The organism is Akkermansia sp. (genome assembly GCF_020860705.1).
GTDB lineage: Bacteria > Verrucomicrobiota > Verrucomicrobiia > Verrucomicrobiales > Akkermansiaceae > Akkermansia.
Map to the genome: position 1 here is coordinate 25,903 of NZ_JAJBTT010000051.1, position 24,182 is coordinate 50,084.

The following is a 24,182-nucleotide window of genomic DNA, read 5'->3' on the forward strand; positions in this document are numbered from 1 at the left end:
TTGATGATAACAACTCGTCCGCCATGGCAGCCTCTATCCATGCGTGAACGTTCGCCGTCCCGGAAGTCGGCGGAGAATTCCCGGACGGTTCCGGAGAGAAAGGGAGGCTTTCGACGGGATAGAAGCAATTATTCCACGATACGCGGCAACAACGCTCTAGGCATTCCTAGCCAGGAGGGCCGTGATTGTACGACGCACTCGCTTCCCAGTACTGGGTATACATCTGGGAAAGAGTAACGGTTTCCTCTTCTTTCAGCGGGAAGGCAGCGCGCTAAAAACAATTAAGCGGTTGAAGGAATATCTTTATAACCGGAAGAGATGGAGGAAAATATAGCTGCTTTGAAAAATCCATTTATATTAAAAAATATAGAAGGAATCCAAGCGGCGCAAAACGCATATCTTTGTAAATATTATGAAGAAGAAATGTTTTATGGCATCATTAATATGTATACTATTCGCGAGAGTCGATATATTCATATTATTGGCATGCATGATGAGACTACTGGTCAAGTGAAGTTGGTCTTCTTTGATATGACTGATATTTATAAGAAAATTGAGAAAAGGAGTGGGAAAGAGGCGAAGCTGAAAATCAGAAAGTTGATGGCTCGGCACGAGCCTGTAAAGAAATAAGATATATATTGATTTTATTAAAATAATTTTTTATAAGCAAATCATCAAATTTATGAAATATATTAAGAAAGTATCGTGGGCAGTATTCTTTGTATCTGTGTCACTTACGGGATATGCGAAAGAGGTGGAATCAACAGATCCTGATAAGACTATAAAGGAGGAACAGGAAATTGCCAGAAACATGATGAAACTGGTTCTTCTAAAGAATGTCGAAACCCTTGAGGGAATCAAAGCGGCGCAGGATGCTTATCTCAATGAGCATTACAAGGGCTACGAATTTCGTGGAGGCCATGTATATGGAATGCTTCACGGGCTGTATATTCATGGCATTACTGTCTTTAACAGGGAAGAGCCAGCGAAGACGGTATTTTTTGATATGACCGATATCTATAAAAAGCTTGAGCAGTCAAGTGATGAAGCAACCAGGACGAAAGTCAGGGAATTGATGAGAAGACATGCTGATTTAAAGAAATAAGCTGTTCCGGGAAATAAAAACAAAACTAAGGGAATAGTCATGATTTCGTGGCACGTGTGATGCCGGATCCTGGCAAGAGGGAACAGGCCGTGGCATTGGAAACGTATGGCAGGAGTTTTGCCGGCGGCCATGAACGAATCTCAAGGACAGCGGTGTGGCCTTTCATAAATTTGCGGGAAGATTTTTAAGACGCCGGAGTTGTTGCGGGCGCTGGCGCTTTTCAGGAGAGATGGGGTTGGAGGTCGGAGAAAAAGGCTGTTTCTTGTGAGGGATTATATCTCCGCTTGGGTTATTCTGATCTTGAAATAAAGTAGTTAACGGGAATACTCCATGTCCTGTTTTGTTTTTTCCAGATGGTTGAGCAACCAAATTGTAAAAAAGCCCAGAAGTGTATTTGTTTCCGGTTTGCCGCCTTGATTCATTGTCTGACATGGTTCGTTCAAAGAATGTTTCCATCTGAACAAACAGGGTCGGTTTCGGTCAGCACAGATATGGGAATACCGCCATTCATCTGCGTGCATGGTTCCCGGCAGGCTATGTCCGTGCCGGGAGGCTACAGCGTGCATCCGGACCTTGGGTTTCCTCCTTTTTCTTATGCTTCCACGGGGAAAAGATGGCTTCCTCCGCTTTTCCAGCGGGGACGCGTGTGGTGTTCCACTTTTCCCTTAGAGAAAGTTTTTTTTGTCCTGCTGCCGATTTTCCTCCATCGGCTTTTTTCGGTTGTGCTCCTTCCTCCCGGCACAAGGTTTGTTATGTCCAGTAGAACAATTCTGACGTGGAGAAAGGCGCCCCGGCTTTTGTAGATGGTAGAGTAGCATTTATTTCTGCATCCGCGGATTCTTGAATCCGGCTGCCCGTTCCAGGGCCTTTGACGTGAACGCATGCTGTTCTTCGGAACACTTCGCATGTGCTCAAATACCTGTATGGGCATTTGCTCCTGGTAAAGGCCGTTTTCTCCCCTTCCTTTTAAAATCCCCTATCCCATTTTTAAACACATACCCCATTCCCTTTATGAAATTGAGATTGCCGCTTCTTCTCGCCTCCTTGCTGATGGCCGCCATGGCCACGGTTTCCCGTGCCGATGAATTCACCTGGTCCTCCACTTCCTCCAGCGCTTTCTGGAAGGAGGCTGCCAACTGGAATCCCGCCGCAGTGCCGGGGCTGAATTATTCCCAGTACGATTCCGTTATTTTCAACAACATGCTTCCGTCCGCCGCTACCAGCATCACGCTCAGCGGCAGCGTTTCCCTGAGCCAGCTGATCAGTACGGTAGATGATCAGAAGACGCTGACGCTGACAGGAAGCGGTGCAACAATTTACTTCGGACAGGAAAATCCCGGCATGTCCCTGAACGGCAATATGACGCTGAACCTGAACGTTCCCGTTTCCGCCAACCAGGATTTCACCATCATTTCCAAACGCTCCAACGTCATTTTCAACGGCACGTATTCCAATCTTTATCACAACCTGAATGTGGATGCGGACGCCGGCACCCGCGTGGAAATGCGCGGAGAGGCCTCGTATATCAATACGCTGACCAAGGACGGTGCAGGAACCCTGGTGCTGGCCGCGGACAACCGCTCTGTTCAGCAAGTTCATCTTCATGAAGGCGCTCTTCACCTGGGAAGCGACAAGTCCCTGGGGGGAGCCGCTCTGGTGTTGGGCGACAACGATCTCCGCAACCAGGTCGTGTCTCTCCAGGCGCTTACGAAAGACCTTGTCCTGACCAACGATTTTTCCTGGCTGAATACCAATTTGAATATCACCGGGCAGCATGCCATTACGCTTGCGCCCCGCAACCAGGTGACGATTGATTTGAACGGAGACAGAAACATCGATACCGAGTTGAATGCCAGCCTGGTGTTCGGCAGCACCGTAGCCACGTCCGGAACGGGGGGATTCATCAAGTCCGGATTGGGACGTTTTGAAATCCAGGGGACCAGCCATGCGTTCAGTTCCTTTTCCGTCCGGGACGGCGTTGCGGCCATCACCGCCAGAGGAGCGGATTATGTGCTGGGGGGACCGGCGGAGGACGGGGAAACCCTGCCGCTGGGCACTGGAACCCTTTCCGTCATCGGAGAGAACAGCAGGCTGGAACTTTCACCGGATGTCGGGCTTGCCGTTTATATCCGGGGAGGGGTCAGCCTGGACCGCGGCGGCGTTTTTGAGCTGATGAATCGCGCGTCCGTGCATCTGGAGGAAGGCGCGGAACTGGACGGCGGAACCGCCGGAATTACTCCCACCCTGTTCATTCTGCGGGGAGACGTGTACTTTGACGAGGGGACTGCGTCCCATCTTCCCAATGTCCAGTTCGGTTCCTCCTCTACTTTGTACGGCTCCGGCCTGCAAGGCTCTTTTGGCAAGCTGACATTCGGTTTCCAAGAGCTTTCCGGGGATACCGTCACGCTGGATTCCTCCCTAGGCGGCCTGTTTGCCGGGAAAGCCTCTATTTCCAACCATTCCAAATTGATCTTGGGCGCGGACGGACAGGTGGGGGGAGAGCCGTCCCTTTCCCTGGGGACAACCTCCACGCTGGATACGCGGGGATTTTCCGCCTCCTTTTCAGATTTGTCCTGGACTTCCAGCACCGTCTGGGCGGACAGGTCCACCATCGTGCTGAGCAATGGAACAGGTTCGGGCGGCGGCATTCTGCATTTTACCGGCAACAGCCTTTCCGGAGGCGCCGGGCACCTGGTGCTGGAAGGCTGGCAGGACGGGCACGACCAGATTCTTTTCAACCATGACGTCAGCGGGGAATCCTGGTTTTCCCGGGTGCATTTCCTGGGCTACAACGATGAAATGGCCCTTGAGGTTGTCGCGCGGGGAGACGCGTATGAGTTGCGCCCCTCCTCCCTGAATACGGAGGGTGTTTATACGTGGACCGGGCAGGCCTACCTGGGCGAAGGAATCAGCAAGTCCACCAATACGAATGCCGTTTTCGGCGGGAACTGGGATGCCAACCGGGCGCCTTCCGGAGCGGGAGCGGAGATGGTGTTTGCCAATCTTGACCCCTATTTGCGGGGCAAAAGCATTAAGCTGAACTCCCCGTCGGGACAATTTGTCGTCGGGAGGATGACCATTGCGGACGACGTGGCCGGGTCCTTTTCCCTCAGCGGGAACGACGTTCTGGTTTTTGACAACAACGGCAGCCAGGCGGAATTGTACATGGGCATTCAAAACAATGCTTACAGCATTTCCAATAATATTCTGATCGGAGAGAACGGCCTGAAGTTCATCGGTAAAAACAGCAAGATGCAGATATTCGGCGCCCTGCAGGGGAACGGAAATTTGGTGATCACAGGCGAATCCGGCATTCTGGAACTCCGGAAGAAGGATAACACGGATTACCACGGGGACGTCATTCTGGAGTCCGGAACACTGATGTTGACCGATAACGGCGTGCTGGGCACCGGCTCCCTGATTATCGAGGGCGGAGCGCTGGGCCGCAACGGCAATTCCGCGGAACTCCGCAACCGGCTTGTCATCAATAATGATTTCAGGCTTGCCCAGGGCACCGTAACGTTCATTTCTTCCGGTGATTCCGCCAGGGACGCGGTTCATCTCAGCCGCGTGTTGACCATTTCCGGCAGCGGCAGCCTGTATTTCAAGGAAGGCCGTGACCTTCAAGGCGAAGGGGGGCTGGTACTGGGGCCGCCCACGGGTGGAGTGGTGAGCATTTACAATTTTTCCAATAACAACGATTTCAGCGGCGGCCTGACCCTGCACGGCAATACGCTGTACGCGGCGGACGCCACCGGCACGGACGGATTGAATTACATGGTGTTCGGGGAACGCCAGGATAATGCCAATTACGCCGGAACGGGAAATATTACTTTTGCGAGCAGCGGCAATTTTTACATCCGGGGCGGTGAGCAGACGATTGTGGATTTCCGGAACGGAGTCACCGTTTCCGGAAGCGGCGGCACCGTGTGGCTGCAGGGAAAGTCGCAGGAGGTCCGGCTGAGCGACGTCAACTTCGGAGGTTCCATGACCATCAATTCCTACGGCAGGCAGGTCTTGAAGATAGGGCAGGTCGATTTTCTCAACAGCGGATCCTCCACCCTGATCCTGAGCATGGACCGCCATGATTCGGGTTCTGTGGCAGGAAATGTCTCCGTCCGCTCCCTGAACGGCGGCGAGGTTAGTTTGGATGGGCTTTTAAGGTTGATGATCAACGGAATAGGTTATACCTCCACCTTGGAGGACTCAATCAACCATGTCAGCGCCTCCAATGTAAGGCTTTCCAGCGGGCGGCTCGCCTTGACGCGGGACAACCAGATTCAGGGACTGCGTGCAGGGGAATACGCCACTCTGGATTTGTACGGAGGCTCCATTATCAGCTCGCAGGGGGGCAGCAATACGTTCAGCACGCTGACCATCAACGGTGCCGCTACCATGGAGCTGGGTTCCGGCGGGGAGTTGACCTTCAGCAAAGTCGGTTCCTGGGGCACCAGCAGCGGATTGCCCTACCTACTCAATATAGAAAATACCTCCGGTACCTGGAATACGCCGGGCAGTCCGGACGTTTCATCGGAACATGTCTGGTTTTTGACGGCAAACGCCCTGACGGCGGACCAGCTCAACCAGGTGGCTTTTACCGGATACACCCGCGGGGCGGAGCTTTATTACCATGAGGATTTGAAGAAATGGGAATTGCTTCCGAACGGAGACGCCGCTTTTGAATGGACTGGCGGCGGGGGAACTGACAGCCGGTCCTGGTCGCTTACCGCCAATTGGTTCGGCGGCAAGGTGCCGGTCGCCCGCGGCAATATTGCTATTTTCCGGGACCAGGATACGGAGCTGGACCAGAAGACGATTTTGCTGACGGAGGACGTCACTCTTTCCCAGATCAATTTTGAAGGAGCCAAATCCACGAATTTTTCCATTGATTCCTCCTCTGACAGTCAACGGGAGGTGTTGACGTGGGAAGGGCTGGGAAACGCTCCCGCCAAGATTTTCATGGCTGGAGCCATGTCTCCCGACATCCGGGCCGACATGGTCATCGGCTCCAACGGACTGCTGGTCAGCCACAGCGCCTACAACCAGACACTTGTGCTGAGCGGACGGATCGGCAACACGGCCGACGGTTCTTCCGGCGCCCTGATTCTGGAGGGGAGCGCTTCCAAGGGTTCTTTGAATACCATCAGCCTCCAGGGAGACAACACGTTCACCGGAGGCGTCATCCAGAGAGGCGGAAGGCTGGAGATCACGCATGACCACGCGCTGGGGACGGGTTCCTATACCGTGGACGGAGAAGGCCGCTTCGGAGGGAAGGACCTCGTCGGCAATACGACCCGGACGGTAGGAAACGATCTTCATTTGAAAGCCACGAACGGCGATGACGGCAAATCCTGGATTCTCATCGGCAATATTACGTTCAACGATGCCGACGCTTCCGATGTGGACGGCTTCCTGTACGGCCCGCGCCAGACGGTTTCCGCGGATTTCGGGGCCACGCTGACCTTCGGAGAGAATTACACGGTTGCGGACGCGGACGGAAACGTCCCCTCCATGCTGGAGTTCAAAACCACGTCCACTACTTCCCTCACGGGCGTTTTTCTGGGACAGAACACTTTTTCCGGAGGCGTCACCGGGACGGGAGGCGGGACAGTCACACTCAAGGTAGGTTCCAGCAGCATCCTGAACGATCCGGCCCATCCGGAGGCGGGCATCAAGTCCGGCCCCCTGGGCACGGGAACCATCTTTTTCGGCAACGGACGTTACCACAGTCTGGGCGTTTACTCGCCTGACGCCACTACCGCTGTTCATTACGTCCTTCACAATGATATTGAACTGGGAACCTCGGAAGATTTGAGATTCATGGGGGGCAAAGGCTCCCTGACTCTGGATTCCGTCCATTCCCTGGATTTCGGCTCCACGGACAGAACCCTGTACACCGGGCAGTATTATGCCGGGGGGCAGACTCCCACCATGCTGATTATCAATTCCCGCGTGGACGCCTCCCAGGCTGCCGTCGCGGTGCGGGGGACCGAGTTCGTCCGTTTCTCCAATCCGGACAACGTTTTCAAGGATTTTAGCATCGGAGTAAAAGAATACGATTATAATAGTCTGGAAGGACGCGTGTCCCTCGGCGCCGACAATGTGCTGGGAGACCAGGCCATAGGCGTTTACGCCTGGACCAGCGCCACGGCGGCTTCCCAATCCTGCTTGGAGGCTTATTCGGGGGAAGCGGGGCGGTCCGTGCGCACGCTCGGCAACCTGTTCCGTTTCCATGCAGGGCTTATCTTTTCCTCCCTGGTTGAGGAAGGAGGCCTTCCCGGCGGGACACAACCGGGAGGAACCGTTACCCTGAACCTGAACGGTACGGGAGCTTCCGATCTGAACGACGGGCTTTCCTACAACCAGCGGAAATTCACGGTCAACAGTACGGAAACCGGGTGGAACAGCAGGATTTACAACAGCGTGATCGTTTCCTTCGCGGAAACGCACGACCTGACCAACGGCGGTATTCTGGCGGACGGCAATGCCACCAATTACAAGGCCTGGCAGGACGGCCGGGGGGGAGAATTGGAGTTGCTGGGCACCAAAACGTTTTCAGGTTATACGGATGACGGCCACGGCAGCCGCTTCCTCGGTACGGGCTATGATCCGGACAGCAGCCATTACGCGCTGGTCATCGGCAATTACGGCCTGGTTACCACCACGCTGGTGGACAAGGACATGGTCATCGGCGCGATGGCGGACGACAACCGCATCACCCCCTTCGGCCAGGGGGAAATCCTGCTGAACGGACTCAACGGGCTTCTGCTGGTGCGCACGGGCGACCAGAAGAAGAACGTTTATCTGGAAGACGGCCTTTTTGAAATGGCGCGCGGAACGTTTGAGGTCACCGGCGGAGGCAGTCTTCTGCTAGGCCGCAAGGGGGACGGAACGGCCTTTGACCAGACCCTGGCAGGCAGGAACGGACAGGCCGGGCAGGGCATGATTTCTGCGAGCGGCGGCAGCCGGATCGTCGTTGACGCCGGGGACAGGAACGTTACGCTCAGGGCGTACATGGGCGGGGACGTCACCCTGCTTTCAGGCACGCTGAACCTGGCCCTGGAAAAGGCGCTGGGCTCCGTGACGGACATGACGTTCAACGGAGGAACGCTGGCCCTGAACAGGATGAGCCAGTCCCTGGGAACGGGAAGCACCCTGTCTTTGGGCAGTTCCTCCATGTCCACGCTGGACTTCGGCGGCACGGCCGCCTCCGGAAACGTGGTGATGGAAGCGGGACACCTGGGAGACTGGGATGAAAACGGTACGCTCATCATCAAGGGCTGGAAGGGCAACATCGCCGGCGGGGGAAGAAGCCAGCTTCTGCTGACCGGCTACGGCGCGGACAGCCCCAAGTACATCGGCAATATTTCCTTTGAAGGATACAGCACCGGAGCCCGGATTGTCTGGGTGGACGGCCATTACGAGATTCTGCCGTACGCCGCCACCTACGTTTGGACGGGCGCCCGGGGCAGTTCCTGGGACGACCAGGGAGACTGGAAGGACGGCCAGGTGCCGAATATTATCAACGCTTCCGTCACGTTCGGCAATGAAACGCTTGATTCCAGTACCGTCGCCGTACTGACGGCGGACCGGACCGTGGGCGACCTGAAATTCAGCGGTACGCGGAACCAGCAGTTTGAAATCAGGGGCTCCGTCGGCGGCATCACTCTGGTTCTGGCCCAGACGCCCGAATCCGGATTCGACGCCGGGATTGAAATGACGGGCAATTCAGACGCCCTTATTTCCACCAATATCCGCCTGGACAGCCATTTGAAGATTTCCAACGAGGAAGGGGCGGACCTGGAAATCAGCGGGACCGTTTTCCATGCCAGTGCTTCCACATACAGGATCAGCAAAAACGGCGGCGGCGTCCTGACGTTGAGCGGCAACAGCACGTTCAGCGGGGGATTCGTCCTGAATGAAGGCACGCTGCGGATCAACCAGGACGAACGCCTGACCAACCAGAGCGTTTCTTCCGGAGCCGCAGGCACGGGCGTTCTGACGCTGCGGGGTGGTGCGCTGGAAGCCTGGCGGCAGGACCGGACGCTCAGTAATGAAGTTGTCATGAGCGGAAACGTCGCCATAGACGGCTCCCATTCTCTTTTGCTGGACCACCGCGGCGGCAATTCCAGCCGCATTGCCGGGGACGTGGTGATCACGGTAGCTTCTTCAGCCTCGCTGATTATCGGCGACGGCCATCATTTCTCCTGTGACGGCAACATAACTAAGGGAGGGTTGGGACTCTTGGAATGGCGTAGTACACTGGACAATACGCTGTCCCGCGGAGTCCGCCTGAACAGCGGGACCTTGGTGCTGTCGGCAGACAACAATTACTCCGGGGGAACGGAAATGGCAGGAGGAATACTGGCCATTTCCCGGAATTCCTCCCTGGGTAATGCCGGCAGCGCCATTGAGGTCCTGGGGGATTCCACCCTGCGGATTGACCGCAGCCTGACCGGAGTGATGAATAATTTCTCCCTGTCCGCCGGAACGGCATTGACTGTCCAGACGGCGGACAGCGGTTCTTCCGCCACGGATGCCGTGCTGGCCGGCGCCATGTCCGGAGAGGGCATGCTGGTCAAGACCGGAGGTGGCTCCCTGATTCTGACCGGCCGGAACAGCTTTACCGGAGGGGCGGAGGTGAGGGAAGGCGTTCTGCAGCTGGGCAACGGCGGGGCAGGAGCCGGTTTCTCTGCCGATGCCAGCCTGGCGGCAGGAACGCAGTTCGTGTTCAACCACAGCGACCGCATGGATTATGCCGGAAGCGTCAGCGGGCGGGGAATTCTCGTCAAGCGGGGAACGGGCCAGCTTGTCCTGTCCGGGAGCAGCGCCTTTACGGGCGGGAGCATCCTGGAGGGCGGCACGCTCACCGTGGCCCACGACCAAGCCCTGGGAGACGGAGTCCTGACGATGAACGATGGCACTGTTCTGGATTACGGCCAGGGCATTGTGCTGGGGAATGCCGTCTCCATCAACGGCAGCGGCCTGCTGAACGTGGACGAAGGAAAGACGGCCGTCCAGCAGGGAATCATCATCGGCGGCGATGTTGAAAAAACGGGAGCAGGCACGCTGGTGCTTACCGGAGAGAATACCTACCGCGGCGCAACTTCCGTTCAGGGAGGGACCCTGCAGCTGGGGGATGGAGGCCGGACCGGTTCCATCCTCTCCATGGCCGATCCCTCCCTTTCCCTCACCGTGGCTTCAGGAGCGGCCCTTGCCTTCCACCGCAGTGACGATATCCATTACCAGGGAACGGTGGAAGGGGAAGGCAGGCTCATCCAGAGGGGAGACGGAACGTTACTGGTGACTGGCGCACAGGGATATACCGGCGGCAGTGTCGTGGAAAACGGCACTCTTAAAATTACCGGAGAGGGGGCGCTGAACGGTTCCGTTCTCATCAACGGGGGCGCGGTCTTCCACATCGGCAGCCAGGACGCTCCCTATACTCTTGTGAACGATATCCTGGGAGAAGGCACCCTGGTCATTGATCTTTCGGAAAACCGCCGGAAGGAAAACGGTGGCCCGCTGCAATTCTCCTTCGGCAGCCGTGCCGCAGACCTTGGAAAAGATTTCACCGGAACCGTGGAAATGCGGAATACGGCCTACGTGATTGACGAACAAACGGAACTGTTCATGAACGGGGACAGCGTCTCCCATCTGAAGACGGCCGCCGGTAGCGTGGGCTCCCTGCAAGCCGTAGCTCAGGAGGAGCCGGTCCTGCGCGCCAGAACGGTGCAGGGAACGGTGAATTTTTCCGGCGGGGAAATGAACTGGGCCCTGGATACGGACAACGAGGCTGCCGCCTGGTTGAAGGCCGGTTCCATCACCCTGACGGAGAATACGGATTTTAACCTGAATCTCAGTGAACATGCCGTTTACGACGGAGGGAGGCTGTCCTTCTTTGACGGAACGGGAACGGTGCTGCTTGCGGAAAGCGGAACCGCTGTCACCGGAGGCGATCTGTGGACCCTGTCCGGCGTGCGTCTGGGCGGGAAATCCCAGGCAGAACTTCAGGCAGTGCGGCAGGGGATTGTGCAGGGCGGCGCGGAAGTTGCCCGCGGCGTTACTTCATGGTCGGCAGGCACGGAGGACGGAACGCGCCTGGTGGCCTACCGGGAGCTTTCCCGGGTGGAAATTTACAACGGGAGCACCCTTTCGGTTGTGCTGGATACGGATGACATTTCCCGTGAACTGGACGTCGCGCTGGGAGACTATACCCTGGAATCCCTGCTGGCGGACGGGAATGACCCCGCTCTGGAGAACAGGACAGGTTCCGGCCATGTCAGCTTCAGGGACGCTGCCGGAGACCGCGGCATCCTGTTGAGCGGAACCAACAGCTATACGGGAACGACGACGATTGAGGACGGCACCAGGCTGGTCCTGGGCAGCGATTCCGCCCTGGGAGGAGCTGGACGCCATACTTCCCTGCTCATCGCGGATTCCGAAAATGCCGTGCTTGACCTGAACGGCCATGCGGCTTACACGGGAGGCGTCAGCGTCGGCCACGGGGGCGGCATTTTTCTGGGAACCGGAAACGGCGGGGAAGGCGTTCTGACCATCGGCGCGAATACGGAGGACGGAGCGCCGTCCGTCGCCGGGGGCGGCACCATCTCCGGAGACGGTGCGCTTGCCGGCGCCGGATCGCTTCATTTGAACCTGGGCATGCTGACCATTTCCGGGGCCAATGATTCCGTACAGGCTGAGACGGAGGTGGGCCGGGACGCCACCCTCCTGCTGACCCATGCAAATGCTCTGGGCAAGGGGGATTCCGCCGGCTCCATTGCCGTGGAAGGACTGCTGCAAATCAATGCGGACGGAACCCTGGACAACATGGTGGCCGGGTCCGCTGCCGGAACGTGGGAAAAGCTGGGAACGGGAAGGCTCGTCTCGGGACGTGACCACACGTTCGCGGGAACCGTTTCCGTTGCGGACGGAACGCTGGCGCTGCTGGGCAGCAATCATTTCTTCCGGCAGGTCAACCTGCAGGACGGGGCCGTTCTGGAGCTGGGGCAGAGCGCCTCCGCCGGGAACGCCCTGATCAGCATGGAAGGCCGTTCCGGCACCATCCGCGCGCTGAACGACCTCCAGTGGTCCAATGCCATTTCTCTGGGACAGGAGCGGGGCATTCTGGATACGAACGGTTGCGCCGTTACGGCGGGCGGAACCATCAGCGGCCAGGGAATTCTGGCCGTTACCGGAGGAGGCACGCTGAATATCCACAGCCAGAATACGTATGCGGGCGGTACCGCCATCACAGGCGGCGGGGCCTTGCGCCGCGCTTCCGGCACCCGCGTGGTGCTTGGGGAGGGAGGGGACCGCGGCCTGGGCACCGGACTGGTGACCCTGGCGGACGGAAGCCTGCTGGAATTGGCCTTCTCTGACAAAACCTTTTTCAACCGCCTGGCGGGGACCGCAGCGGAAACGGTTCTGGTCAGCGGACGCGGGGTGACGCTGGACGCGGACAACAGCGCGTTTGCGGGCACCTGGGAAATTACGGGCGGAGCCCTTGCTTCCGGAACGCTGCGGAACGCCGCTTCTCCGGACCACGTTCTCAACAATCTCGGCACGGGCAGTTCCATTTTCCTGAACGGCGGGGAATTAACCCTCTCCGGAACGAATGCGGAAGACGAGGATCTGTTGTTTGCCAACAAGCTGTACGGCAACGGCATTCTCCATGCCGTGCTGGGTACGCAGGACAGCCGGTTCTCCTTTGACACGGACCGGGGACCGGAGGGGAATTCTTTTACAGGAACCCTGGACATGAAGAACGGAACGTATGCCTTTTCCACAGCGGATGCTTCCGGCCAGGGCGTTCTTCAGCACGGAACGCTGGAGCTTTCTACTTCCGGTTCGGGCCGGGGCTCCACCGTCATTGATGGCAATTACAGGATAGGCGGATTGACCATGGACGGAGGCGTTCTCAAGGTGGGCACCGACGCCAAAGGAGTCCCGGCAGGCATGCTGACCGTGGACGACCTGAATGTGGACGGCGGCGGAACGGTCGCCATGCGCATTCCCCAGTCCATCCATGTGACGGATGCCAAAGGCACCCTCTTTGACGACAACCATGACGCGGCGGCCTACCAGCAGCAGGTGGTGCGGGCGGAAGGCACGGCTTTGCCCGTCCATGGCGCCCAGCTTTCCTTCACCAATGAGGATGGCAGCGTCACCGGGAATCCGGGCATCAGGCAGTACGTGCAGCTGACTGACTCCGGCAGACGGGAAGTGGCCGAGGCCGTCTATGACTACATCATGACGGTGAAGACGGACGCCACCCCGGATTCCGGAGAAAACGGCATCTATCTGGGCTACGGCCTGAGCCGCATCAATTCCTACACGGCCGGCACGCTCTACCAGCTGGCCAACACCGCGGAAAGCAGCAACGTGATGGGCGCCCAGCTCACCAGCACGGCCAGGGGAGAGGAAGCCGGAGCGCCTTCCGTGGGAGGAGGCTTTGAATTCCACGCCTTTGACGACGGGGAACACGGCATCATCATCGCCAACGCCGCCAATAACTACACGGGCAAAACCCTGGTGAGCAGGGGAAAAGTCACCTACGGCGCCAACAACGCCTTTGGCAATACCAGTGAGCTGGAACTGGCCGCCGGAACGAAGGTGGACATGAACGGCAAGACCCAGACCGGGGACCGCCATTTCATCGGCGGCCTGACCATGACCGGAGCCGGAGCGGAACTCCTGATAAACGGGGGACAACTGGAAGTGCGCGGCTCAGCCGCCCTCTCCGGCAGTACGGTGGACCTGGGAAATGCTTCCGGCAGGCTCGTTCTCACGGGAGCCGCTGTGCTGGACAATGACGCTCTGATGAACCTTCAAGGCGGCCAGGCCACGCTGGGCGGAACGGCAACCGTGGACCACGGCAGCAGTATTCTGCTGGAAGGAGGCACCCTGGCTATCGCCGGGGAAATGACCGTCGCCAACGGAAGTTTCCTGCACCTGGGTGGGACGACCGGAGGGGATCTCTCCCTGCTGGGCGGGGGTTCCCTGGAAGGGGAGAGCGTTTTGGCAGGCCAGGGGCGCATCACCCTGGGCGGCGACGGAACGACGACGGTTGTCCGGGGAGCCAACGGCCAGTTGAATGCCGCCGTGGACATTCAGGCGGGGAATGCGGCCCGGCTGACGGACTTCAAGGGATTGGGAACAGGCGCCATCCGTCTGGATGGGGAACTGTCCATCACGGCTGCCGCCTCCGGCGATCTATCCAATACGGTCACCTTCGGGTCCGAACCCGGCGGCGTCCTGAACCTGGTCAACAGCCGCGGCACCCAGAGCGGAACGCTTCAGGGAGAACGTGCGGCCATCCGCCTGACGAATTCGGAATGGACGCTGTCCGGAGACAATTCGCGGCTGGGGACCGGTTCGTCATTCACGATTGACGTGTCCTCCCGCCTCACGGCTGCCGGCTCCGGCACGCTGGGACAGGCCGCCGTCAGCATTGGCGGCGTTTTGGAACTGGACGCCACAAAAGGCGCGGAATGGAACCTTTCCAACCGGTTGACTGACAACGGTACGGACGCGGGGGAACTCGTCAAGAAGGGAGAGGGCACAGTGGTCCTGAATATGGAAAACAATCGCACGGGCTCTACTTCCATAGAAGCCGGAGAAATCAGGCTGGAACACGTCCTGGGAGCGGGAACCGGGCAGATCTCCGTGGAAACGGCCTCCGGCGTCCTGACGCTGGGGGAAAAGGCTGCGGGAGAATTCGTCAACCGGATTGCCAATGGCGGAACGGTAAACGTGGCGGGCTCTTCCCTCATCCTTTCCGGAGATATCAGCGGAACCGGCAGGGTAAACGTGTTCTCCGGAGCGGACGTGCTCCTTTCCGGGGACAATTCGGAGTTTGACGGGGAAAACGGAGCCTTGTGGAACGTGGAGGCGGGAGCTGCCGTTTCCATCACCCGGGCAGCCAATCTGGGCGCCAGTGCGGGTGTAGTGCTGAACGGCACCCTGACCCTTCACAGCGCCGTTCCGGCGGAAGGGAACGTTTACCTCTGGCATAATGCCTTGGCGGGTTCCGGGAATCTGGCGGTCAATCTTTCCTCTGAAACGGAGGAATTCGTCTTCGGGGAATCCCATGCCGCCGATACGGGCCGGAACTTTACAGGAACCGTCACGATGGGGACGGCCACGTTCAAGCTGGACGGGCAGGACAGCAGCAATGTGCGGGCTCTTGCCGGAGCCACACTGGAACTGGCGGATGGCAGCCACGCCGTCGTGGGGCAGGGGAGGGGCCAAAATGCCCTGGGAGGGCTGGCGCTCCGCGGGGGCGAGCTGGACTTCTCCTGCGTTCAGCACACGGGGGGACATCCGGGGCTTTCCGCGGACCATGTTTCCCTGGTGGCCTCCAACGGCACGCTGACGGTGGCGGGCGGAACGGTGAAGGTGGACGCGTGCCTGCTGACCGGCATTGACACGACCGTCTCCACGACGGCCAACCTGCTGACCCATGAAGACCCCTCCATGGCCTTTGACCCGGACGGAAGGGAGCTGGCTCCCGTCAAGCTGGTGGAAACCGCCGCAGGGCACGCGCAGGGGGGCTCCGCTTCCTTGGAAGTTGTGGACAGCGATTCCGGCGCCGTCATGCCGATGGACGCCACCGAACAGATGGTTTCCGTGCGACATGGCGGCGAAGCTGTCGCGACGGGGCATTACAACTACGGCATCAGCCTGGGTGCGGAACGGGACGGCCTGTATGTGGGGTACATTCTGACGCAGGTGGACATCCAGGACGGCAAAACGCTGGTGCTGGACAATGAAGATGCCACAGGCGCGGCGGCTGACCTCTCCGCGCACATTGCCGGAACAGGGCATTTGACCGTTCACGCATCCGGAAACAATAACAAGGTGGTCTCCCTTTCCCACAGCGGCAATACCTTCACCGGAATCACCACCGTCACGGACGGAACCACGCTGCGGGCGGAAACCGCCACGGACCACATCATCGGGGAAAGCAGGCAGCTTGTCCTGGGGCACGGATCGACGTTCGATATGAACGGCACCAACCAGAACGTCAACAGCCTGACGGGCGGCGGACAGGTGCTCTTCAACGGTGAAGGCACCCTTCGGCTCCGCAATGCGGCGGATGCGGACAGCACCTACCGCGGAGACCTGCTGGGGGCCGGAACCATGGTGAAAACGGGCGCCGGGGAATTAACCCTCCAGGGCGGCCGCATTCTGCATGAGCAGGGCACCACGGTGGAAGAAGGCGTGCTGACCATGAACGGCGCTTCCGCCCACGCCAACAAGCCGCTCGTCACGATCAAGGGGGATTCCCGCGTCAACATTGACGGCGGAAACATCGGCAGCAGCGGTGAAACCCTTTTCTCTGCGGAGGAAGCCACGGGAGAACTCCATGTCAGGAACATGACCGGTTACACGGTGGGCCGTGACGGCCAGCTCCTGCTGGACGCCAGGGGCAGCGGCTCCTTGAATGCCGTTTTCAGCAACGTGAAGGACGTGCGGGGCGACGTGCATGCCGCCCCGGAATCCGCGGTGAGCATGCGCTTGGCGGACGGCACTGCCCTGACGGGCATGATTGACCCGGCCTCCCTGGCCGTGGACGGCACCAGCACCTGGAACATGACGGCGGATTCCACCCTGACGAATCTGCGGAACAGCGGCGTCATCGACTTCATGGACGGCGACGGCTTCAAGACGCTGACCATTACCGGAAACATGGACAACGACGGCGACATTTCCGGCTCCTTCCGGATGAACGTCAGCCTGGCGTCCATGAAAACGGACATGATCAAGGTGGGCGGTTCCGTTTCCGGTTCCTACCATATCATCATCAAGCGCGACGCTCTGACCGACCTGACGGATGCCCGGACCTTCTCCCTGAAGCTGGTGGACGTGGACGGAACAAACACCGGGACCGCGGACGGAGAAGCCTCCTTCCACGGGAGCACGGACGTGCGCATGAGAAAGGCGGTGGTCCAGGCCGGGGACGCGGAAGGCAATCACAAGGAAGACTGGTTCCTGGTCTATGACTATTCCAAGGATCCGTCCGGCGATGTCAACGACACCGGCAAAAGCATCCTGGGCATCTCGGACATCAGCCTGCTCTGGTTTACCCAGACGGATACGCTGACCCGGAGAATGGGGGACCTGCGCATGAACGGCCCCCTGAGCGGCAGTTGGGTGGACAACTTCTGGATACGCAGCTACGGCAGCCGGTACAACGTCGGTTCCGGAGCCACCGGTTCCAGTTACCGCGACTACGTCTACGGTTCCGACATCGGGGTGGACCGGGGCTGGCAGCTTGATCCGCACAACCGCCTGTACACCGGGCTCTTTGCCGGGTACGGGGGTGCGCGCAAGGACTTCCGGGCGCCGGGAGCGAAGGGAGATACGGACAGCTTCTATTTCGGCGGTTACGGCACCTGGATCAACCGGCACGGTTACTACGTGGACCTGGTAGTCAAGGCGCAGCACCTGTATCATGACTTCAGGGCTTACGATGAAAGCTTCAACCGTACCAGCGGGGACTACACCCAGTGGGCGGCAGGCTCCTCCATAGAAGTGGGTAAAATGTTCAGGTTCAAGAATGACTGGTTCATTGAACCGCAGCTCCAGCTCAATTACTTCCACGGAGAAGGGGCCGGCTACTGCACCACGGGGGCCAATCCCTTCCAGACCAGCCTGAGCAGCACGGATGTATTGAACTTCCGCTACGGAGTCAACCTGGGCCGCACCTTCAGCGTTGGGGAACACGGTGTCTTGCAGCCGTACGTGACGGCGGAGGGCATCCAGCAGACCAGCAGCGGGGGCCGCATCAACACCGGGGACGGCCAATGGCGGCCCAACATGGACGGCTCCGTCTTCCGGTGCGGGGCCGGCGTCATCTGGCAGATGGATGCGCGCAACCAGCTTCACTTCAGCTATGACGCCGCCTTCGGCAAAAAATACACCATGCCCTGGGGAATCAATCTGGGTTACCGTTACCAGTTCTGACGGCCCGGTGTCCCGTTTGTGCCGGCGAGGCCTTCTCCTTCTTTCAGGAGGGGCCTGCTCCCGGTGGTTTTCAGACAGTCTGGTCTGGAAAAGGAAAATCCATGCAAGTTAAAAGCTTGCATGGATTTGTTTTGGTAGGCCCGGTAGGGTTCGAACCTACGACCAAGGGATTATGAGGCCCTTGTTTATATTTGATTTACAGTGATTTAAAATTTGGTGGTGCTAAAATGGTGCAATTTTCTCTTGCTATTCGAAGGAGAAAAGAGCAACAATTCATATCAACAAACAGGAACGCTTGGGAACGCATGAGCAGAGAAAAGAGTATTTGGAATGACGGGGGATGCAAGCCGGAAAAACGGATCAGAGGCATTCGCATTGGCTCCTACTCCAAGGGACAGGGAGAGCCAATGCGTTGGCGTATCGTGAATACTCTTTCCGGGGGAAAGAAGATGGAAACCTTTTCTTCACGCATGGCGGCCGTACAGAGGTATGAGGAAATTGTCTCCCTGGTAGAGGAGGAAGGAAAAAGCTTTCAACTTACCCCTACGGAACGTGCCGCCATTGTTGCTTGGCGTGCACATAGGCAAGCACGCTTAATGGCGGGCAAGGATTCCCTGACCCTGGACAAGGCTATTCATCATGTGATTTCTTGGGAGGAAAAGCAGGATGAGGTCCGCCCCACTATTAGAGAAATGTTTCTGAAATTTGCCTCCCACAAAGAAAAAGAAGCCAGGGGGCGTAATAGTGAAAGAGCCATGGAGAATGTTGCCCGCGAGCTAAGGGAGATTGAGGCCATGATTGCTTTATTGGAACAGAATGCCCGAGTTTCTATTTTTGATGATGATATGGCATTGAGGAAAATAGAAGAACGCTTGCATGACTCCATTGTGGGGAGGAATGGCGGTTATCCTTCCAAGACTACGATTGCCCGGTATAGACGGCATTTGAATGTTTTTCTTAATTGGTTGGTGAAGCGGGGGGTTATTGCCCGAAATCCCTCAGACCTATTGCCGGATATTCAGGAGGATGAGCCGCTGCGGGAGGTTTACAGCCCAGTGGAACTGCGGAGTATCCTTGCAGCAACGCAACGGCTAAGGACTGATGCCGTGCCCTGGCTAGTCTTGGGAGCGTTTTGCGGAATCCGTCCACGGGAACTTTCCCGCCTGTCTTGGGAGGATATAGACATGAAGGGAAATCTGGTGAAGGTTCATCATGGTAAGTCCAAGACGGGACGTGCACGATTTGTGCCGTTGCCGGATGTCTGTAAGCAATGGCTGGAATGGGCCTTAAAGGCGGGAATACCTTCTGTCGGGCACATTGTGCCGGGAGATACGCCACAACGCCGGGAATGGACACAGAGGCGTACCATTGACGCTTTAAAAGAGGCCGGGGTGGAGTGGAAACATGATGCCTTACGGCATTCCTTCGCTTCCTATGCCTGCGCCTTGTATGAGGATTACCCGAGGGTGGCGGCATGGCTGGGCAATTCCGTTGCCGTCATGGAGAAGCACTACAGACAGGCCCGGCGTAAAGATGAGGCAGAGGCGTGGTTCAAGGTTTATCCGGAAAAGGAGGAGAATGACAAAGCCTAAGCCGTTTCCGTGGGGAAAGGAATTGCGTTATGTGCTGGAATGCCACCGCCAAGGGGGGAACCGGTGGATTGCCGCAGGAAGATTGTACTTAAAACAAGACGAAACTTATTCAGAATGGAACTCTTCCCCTTGGGCAAGGTTTATCTGGGTTCCTTCTGTTTATGTAATTGCCTGGGATGTGAAGAATCCGGGATCCGGGGAAGTGATGTTCAAACAAAAGGTGGATTCTATTTTGGTTCAACTAAGCATGGAAGGAAAAGCCGGTGAAGCGCGCCATCAAGTTTGTAACTATTTACGAGAGTATAAGAGATTACCTACACCATCAGAGTTAAGGCAATACATACTGCGGATTTCTATCCATGAGCAGTTGAGCCGGGAACTGAAAGAGATTGAAGGCTACTCCGCTTTAAGGGATTCAGTAGGAGATCGGCTTTTGTGGCGTCTGATGCCCAGGAAAGGCATTAAAGGTGTTCAGGTGAAACCGCCCTATGGTTGGAGAAACCGCATCATTGAGGCTATAATCTATCGTCTTGGGATGCCTGCAAAAGGCCGATTTGTTCTGAAGCTGGAAACAATGGAACCCTTCAATCCTCCTCCGAAGCTTCCCCGTGGGCGTCCCCGGAAGTCATGAAACGTCTTGCTCTTTGATTCCTTGCAGTCAGGAGTTGACCTTTTGGACAGGTATGTGCATGCGTCCATGTAGAACTTTTCCATTTTTACCCTGTTTACCCTGTATCGATTCTATAATAAACTAATTGTAAATAATAGAAGACAACAGGAAAAAAAGAAAGCAGCCTAATTTTGCCCTGTGTTACCCTGTCCAGTTTGTCCAAGAATGACGAATGTTTAGAGGTGTGTTGCTGAAAACTGCTAAGGGTTGAAAGGAGGGAGAAGGAGAAAAGCCATGGCAAGTTTTGTTAAGGTTCAGGATTACTGGGCTAAGTGTTATCATCACTATGCGCTTACGTATAATAGCTTGTTGAATTCTACTTCCGTGATATCTGTATACTGCCAAAATATATTTATAATGAATATAATAAATTGGTGGGATATTTGATGTTTATTCTAGGAAGTACTCTTGCATTACCCTTTCAAATTTCTTTACAAGCCGAGGAAAATAGTGAGTTCAAGCGAGTTTACCGTTATGGATGGGAGGGAACCCTTCTCATCAAAGTTAGCCAATAAGGCCTTTATGAAGGCGTATTGCATAGAGATTTGCATAAAAAACACCTCCCCATATTCGGGGAGCTTTCGATGAGCCAATTACCGGAGGGAGGATTAATAGGATCGCTTTAGCAAAAGGAGAATCTTTCAATACGATTATGCATTTTTAGTTCGATAGCCTTTCGTATACTTCTGTCCACATTCGCAGGTCTATTCCAAGCTTTCATTGATGACATCCACGCACCACTGACGGAGAAGTTTTCCCTCTGCCGTGGCCGCTTGGTTCCAGGTGTCAAAGGTGGCGTCATCTACTGTAAGCGTAATTGCATTATCTGCCCCGCTGGAAGGTGTTTCCTGAGTACTAGCTGTAACGGGATATTGAGACATAAGGCGTTCGATAATCCTTTCTGCGGGGCGAGGAATGGAGCGTGAAGAAGAAAGCCAAGCGTCAACACCGCGTTTGGTTACGCCGCATTGCTCTGCTATCCATTGTCTATTTTTACCGATCGCTTTAAGCCATACTTTCACGTCTGTTTTCTGCATATGTAAAATATACCATTAATGTCACAATATTGCAATTCAATACATAGATATTAGCATGCTGTTGTAATTTTATTGTTGTATAAATATCATGTTGTTGTAATATTTTTGAGCATGAGTACAACACAACATCAAATTACCTTAAAACTTCCCGTAGAGACCATTGCCAAAGTGGAAGAGGAAGCGGCGAAACGCAGACTTACTCCGGAAGAAGTTGCTCTTGCCATTCTGCGGGCTAATTGCAATTGCCCAAGAGAGGAAAAGGAGGAACAGAAATGAATGCTACTATCTTACTGCTAACAAAAGATAGACAAGTCATCAGGGCAACACTGGGTAGCCTGACGGAAATCGGACTTTTTTGGCTCGGTTCAACATCGAAACCTAAGGCCTTGTATAGTCAGGATATCTTTGGAGGAGGTGTGAAGTACTTTTTCAGGAAGGAGGTGGAAAGATGGATATGATTCCAAGGGAAGAAAGTGTAACCATACAAATAAATAGACCGGAGGACGTTTTGAAAGCTACGCCGGAAATGGTAGGAGAAACAATGTCTAAAAGGGTTGTTGAACTCATCCGCTGTGGGTACAAGTGGCGGAAGGCTCTTGGCTGGAAAAGGTCTGTTTCTACTGTCAGGTGCATGAGGAAAGCGGAACTGCTGGAATTGGTGGAAGGTCTCATTGCCCATAGGGAAATAAGTCTTTGCAAAATTGAAATGCCTGGTCCCATGGAACCTGATGAGCAGGTGCGGAGGTTAGCGTTTTTGCTGGAAGCGTATAAACGGAAGGTGGATGAATTATTGCCGCCGGGGGAAGTGTTCGTTCCCGGCAAGGACGAACTATGAAGAGTAGTTTCAGATTTTTTGTCTGTTGTGTCACAGGCGAGACATGAAGGTGTGTTTTTATTAATATTTCACATAGAGATTGTTATGAAAATTTATTGGAGAGAAAGAGTATTTTGGTTGTCACTCAAGAAAAAGGTGTGTTTGGGATATTTTTAAGGTGAGTTTAATGCTGCTAATGTAGGTTAACCTACATAAACCTAAACCCACTAGCGGAAACGGAAAAGTGTGTATAATTGGAAGAAGTGCCCACTTGCCGGTGAGCGTTTTTCTCAATGTAGGAAATTATATATGGATTTCCCGCGGCAGGAACGCGCATCATAGGCGTTGCTCTCACGAGGGTACTCAACAATTAACATAACTGAATAAAGATGAATAAACAAACATATACAGGAAAACCTGTATTGAACCGCCGGGAAATGGCTGATTATCTGGGCATCAGCCTGGGAATACTAGATGCTCTTACCAGAAAAGGGCTGCCGCATATTCGCCTGGGAGACGGGAAGCGCGGAGGGATGAAGCGGTTTCGTGTGGAAGAGGTGATGATGTGGCTCAACACACAGAGGGAGATGAAGAAATGAGAAGGAAGAAAGGAATGGCCGCCCCTCATGCGCCAACATGGGGACGGCTCGGGAATGCTGACCTTAGCGGGTATCGAACAATCCTTGCGGCCATTGTTTACGACATGCAGGGGAATACAAGCTCAATCTCCCATGAAATTTGAACTCTCCGACCTCAAAACGCCGGACGCCCTGAACGAGTATTGCCGCCGCGTGCTGGGCCCGCCCCAGCGGCACAGGGGAGTTATGATTTATCCGTGTCCGTTCGGGACGCATACGAGATTCAAATTGCAAGTCACGGAATACCAAGGGGAAGGCCGGTTCAAATGCTGGGCCTGTGACCGGGGCGGGGATCTGTTCGACCTTCACGCCGGAATGAACGCCCAGGACACGCAACGGGACTTTCCCGGAATTCTGCGGGGCGTTTGCGAGATTTTAGGAGTGAGGCTACCTGATGATGACGGAACACCCATTCCTGCCCGTAGAAGGTCCGGCAGGCCCCGCCCGACTCCATTCATGGCTGTCGCTCCTCCGGGGGAAACTTCCTGTTTCGTCTCCGCGCCGGACGAAGCCGAACTTGATGCGTGTCGGGAACGCCTTGTCTTAGACGAACGCCTTGCCGGGGAACTGGCCGCTGAACTGGGCCTTTCTCCCCTGATGATGCTTGTTCACACGGACCGGACCCTGGGTCGGGGGCTTTTAGGGGCAACGGAAGACCGCCGCCTTGTATATCTATACCAAGCCAACGACGAAGCCGGAAACACCCGTTACACGGGCATGAAACTACGAAGAAGAGACAACCACCCCAACCTCTGTTTGAAGCTTGAGACCGGGCAATGGAAATCCCATGGGACGATGAACTCCACTGAAGGTAACCCGCACGGCATCCGCTTCATGTGGTCCATTGGAAAGGCTGGCGCGCCATGGGGCATTCATTCCGCGTATGGCAAGCGGTTTGTCATCGTCACGGAGGGGGAGAGCGACTGTCTGGCCATAGGGCAGGCCCTTGAAGGTTTTAGGGAATCCTACCAGCAAGATGTGGACCCAGATACACGACGCCCCTATGAAGACCGGCGCGGGAGTCTGGAAGCCATGATTCCCGCCGTGGTGGCCATCCCTGGGGCAGGCGGGATGAAAGCCGGCTGGGACACCTTGCTTGCAGGGAAGAACGTGATACTCGCCCTAGACGCAGACAGGGCCGGACGCGAGGCCGCCTTCAAGCTACGGGAACGGCTAACCGCCGCTGGGTGTGTCATCCGGGACTGGATGCCCCCTTATAAGGATGCCCGGAATATGCTTTTACATGATGGGGAACACACCTTGTATAAAAGTATCTTTGAATCGATGCACTCATTTGAATGAAAGGGTGTCACAGCATGAGCGAGAGTTACAGCCCAGAGCCAGGAAAGCCGAGT

At 56.2% G+C, this 24,182-nt stretch carries 11 protein-coding genes; 9 read left to right on the forward strand and 2 right to left on the reverse strand.

All coding sequences use genetic code 11. The annotated features are described in order from the left end of the window. Positions 1-318 precede the first annotated feature (318 nt). Together LIO64_RS11780 and LIO64_RS11785 are read left to right on the forward strand one after the other, a co-directional pair. Positions 319-630 carry a hypothetical protein gene (locus LIO64_RS11780; protein WP_290549645.1) on the forward strand — a complete coding sequence of 104 codons (312 nt, stop codon included), beginning with the start codon at positions 319-321 and terminating at the stop codon, positions 628-630. Positions 631-682: 52 nt separating this feature from the next. Continuing rightward, the gene (locus tag LIO64_RS11785) at positions 683-1,105 is read left to right on the forward strand and encodes a hypothetical protein (RefSeq protein WP_290549646.1); all 423 of its coding nucleotides are present in this window, start codon (positions 683-685) and stop codon (positions 1,103-1,105) included. A gap of 162 nt (positions 1,106-1,267) precedes the next feature. On the opposite strand, the gene LIO64_RS11790 is transcribed toward LIO64_RS11785, so the two are convergent. Next, on the reverse strand, positions 1,268-1,537 hold the full coding sequence (locus tag LIO64_RS11790) for a hypothetical protein (RefSeq protein ID WP_290549647.1): 270 nt from the start codon (positions 1,535-1,537) through the stop codon (positions 1,268-1,270). Between the two features lie 579 nt (positions 1,538-2,116). On the opposite strand from LIO64_RS11790, the gene LIO64_RS11795 reads away from it, so the two are divergent. The 3 genes from LIO64_RS11795 to LIO64_RS11805 all read left to right on the forward strand — a co-directional run bounded on the left by LIO64_RS11795 (position 2,117) and on the right by LIO64_RS11805 (position 20,299). After that, positions 2,117-18,076 (forward strand): autotransporter outer membrane beta-barrel domain-containing protein, encoded by a 15,960-nt coding sequence (locus tag LIO64_RS11795; protein WP_290549648.1) that lies wholly within the window; start codon positions 2,117-2,119, stop codon positions 18,074-18,076. Positions 18,077-18,267: 191 nt separating this feature from the next. After that, entirely contained in the window at positions 18,268-19,668 is a 1,401-nt protein-coding gene (locus LIO64_RS11800) for a site-specific integrase (RefSeq protein ID WP_290549649.1), read from the forward strand. After that, positions 19,655-20,299, forward strand: coding sequence for a hypothetical protein (locus LIO64_RS11805; RefSeq protein WP_290549650.1), 645 nt, complete (start codon positions 19,655-19,657; stop codon positions 20,297-20,299). Before LIO64_RS11800 ends, LIO64_RS11805 begins: the two co-directional genes overlap by 14 nt. A 743-nt stretch (positions 20,300-21,042) precedes the next feature. On the opposite strand, the gene LIO64_RS11810 is transcribed toward LIO64_RS11805, so the two are convergent. Then, complete coding sequence (locus LIO64_RS11810) at positions 21,043-21,375, reverse strand: hypothetical protein (RefSeq protein ID WP_290549651.1); 333 nt, start codon at positions 21,373-21,375, stop codon at positions 21,043-21,045. A gap of 111 nt (positions 21,376-21,486) precedes the next feature. Between LIO64_RS11810 and LIO64_RS11815 the strand changes: the two genes are divergently transcribed. From LIO64_RS11815 to LIO64_RS11830, 4 genes are all read left to right on the forward strand, one after another. Then, positions 21,487-21,651, forward strand: coding sequence for a hypothetical protein (locus tag LIO64_RS11815; RefSeq protein WP_290549652.1), 165 nt, complete (start codon positions 21,487-21,489; stop codon positions 21,649-21,651). A gap of 172 nt (positions 21,652-21,823) precedes the next feature. Further along, positions 21,824-22,210: a hypothetical protein gene (locus LIO64_RS11820; protein ID WP_290549653.1), complete on the forward strand. Its 387-nt coding sequence runs from the start codon at positions 21,824-21,826 to the stop codon at positions 22,208-22,210. A gap of 368 nt (positions 22,211-22,578) precedes the next feature. Then, positions 22,579-22,788, forward strand: coding sequence for a hypothetical protein (locus tag LIO64_RS11825; RefSeq protein WP_290549654.1), 210 nt, complete (start codon positions 22,579-22,581; stop codon positions 22,786-22,788). A gap of 132 nt (positions 22,789-22,920) precedes the next feature. Next, positions 22,921-24,129 (forward strand): toprim domain-containing protein, encoded by a 1,209-nt coding sequence (locus LIO64_RS11830; RefSeq protein ID WP_290549655.1) that lies wholly within the window; start codon positions 22,921-22,923, stop codon positions 24,127-24,129. Positions 24,130-24,182 lie beyond the last annotated feature (53 nt).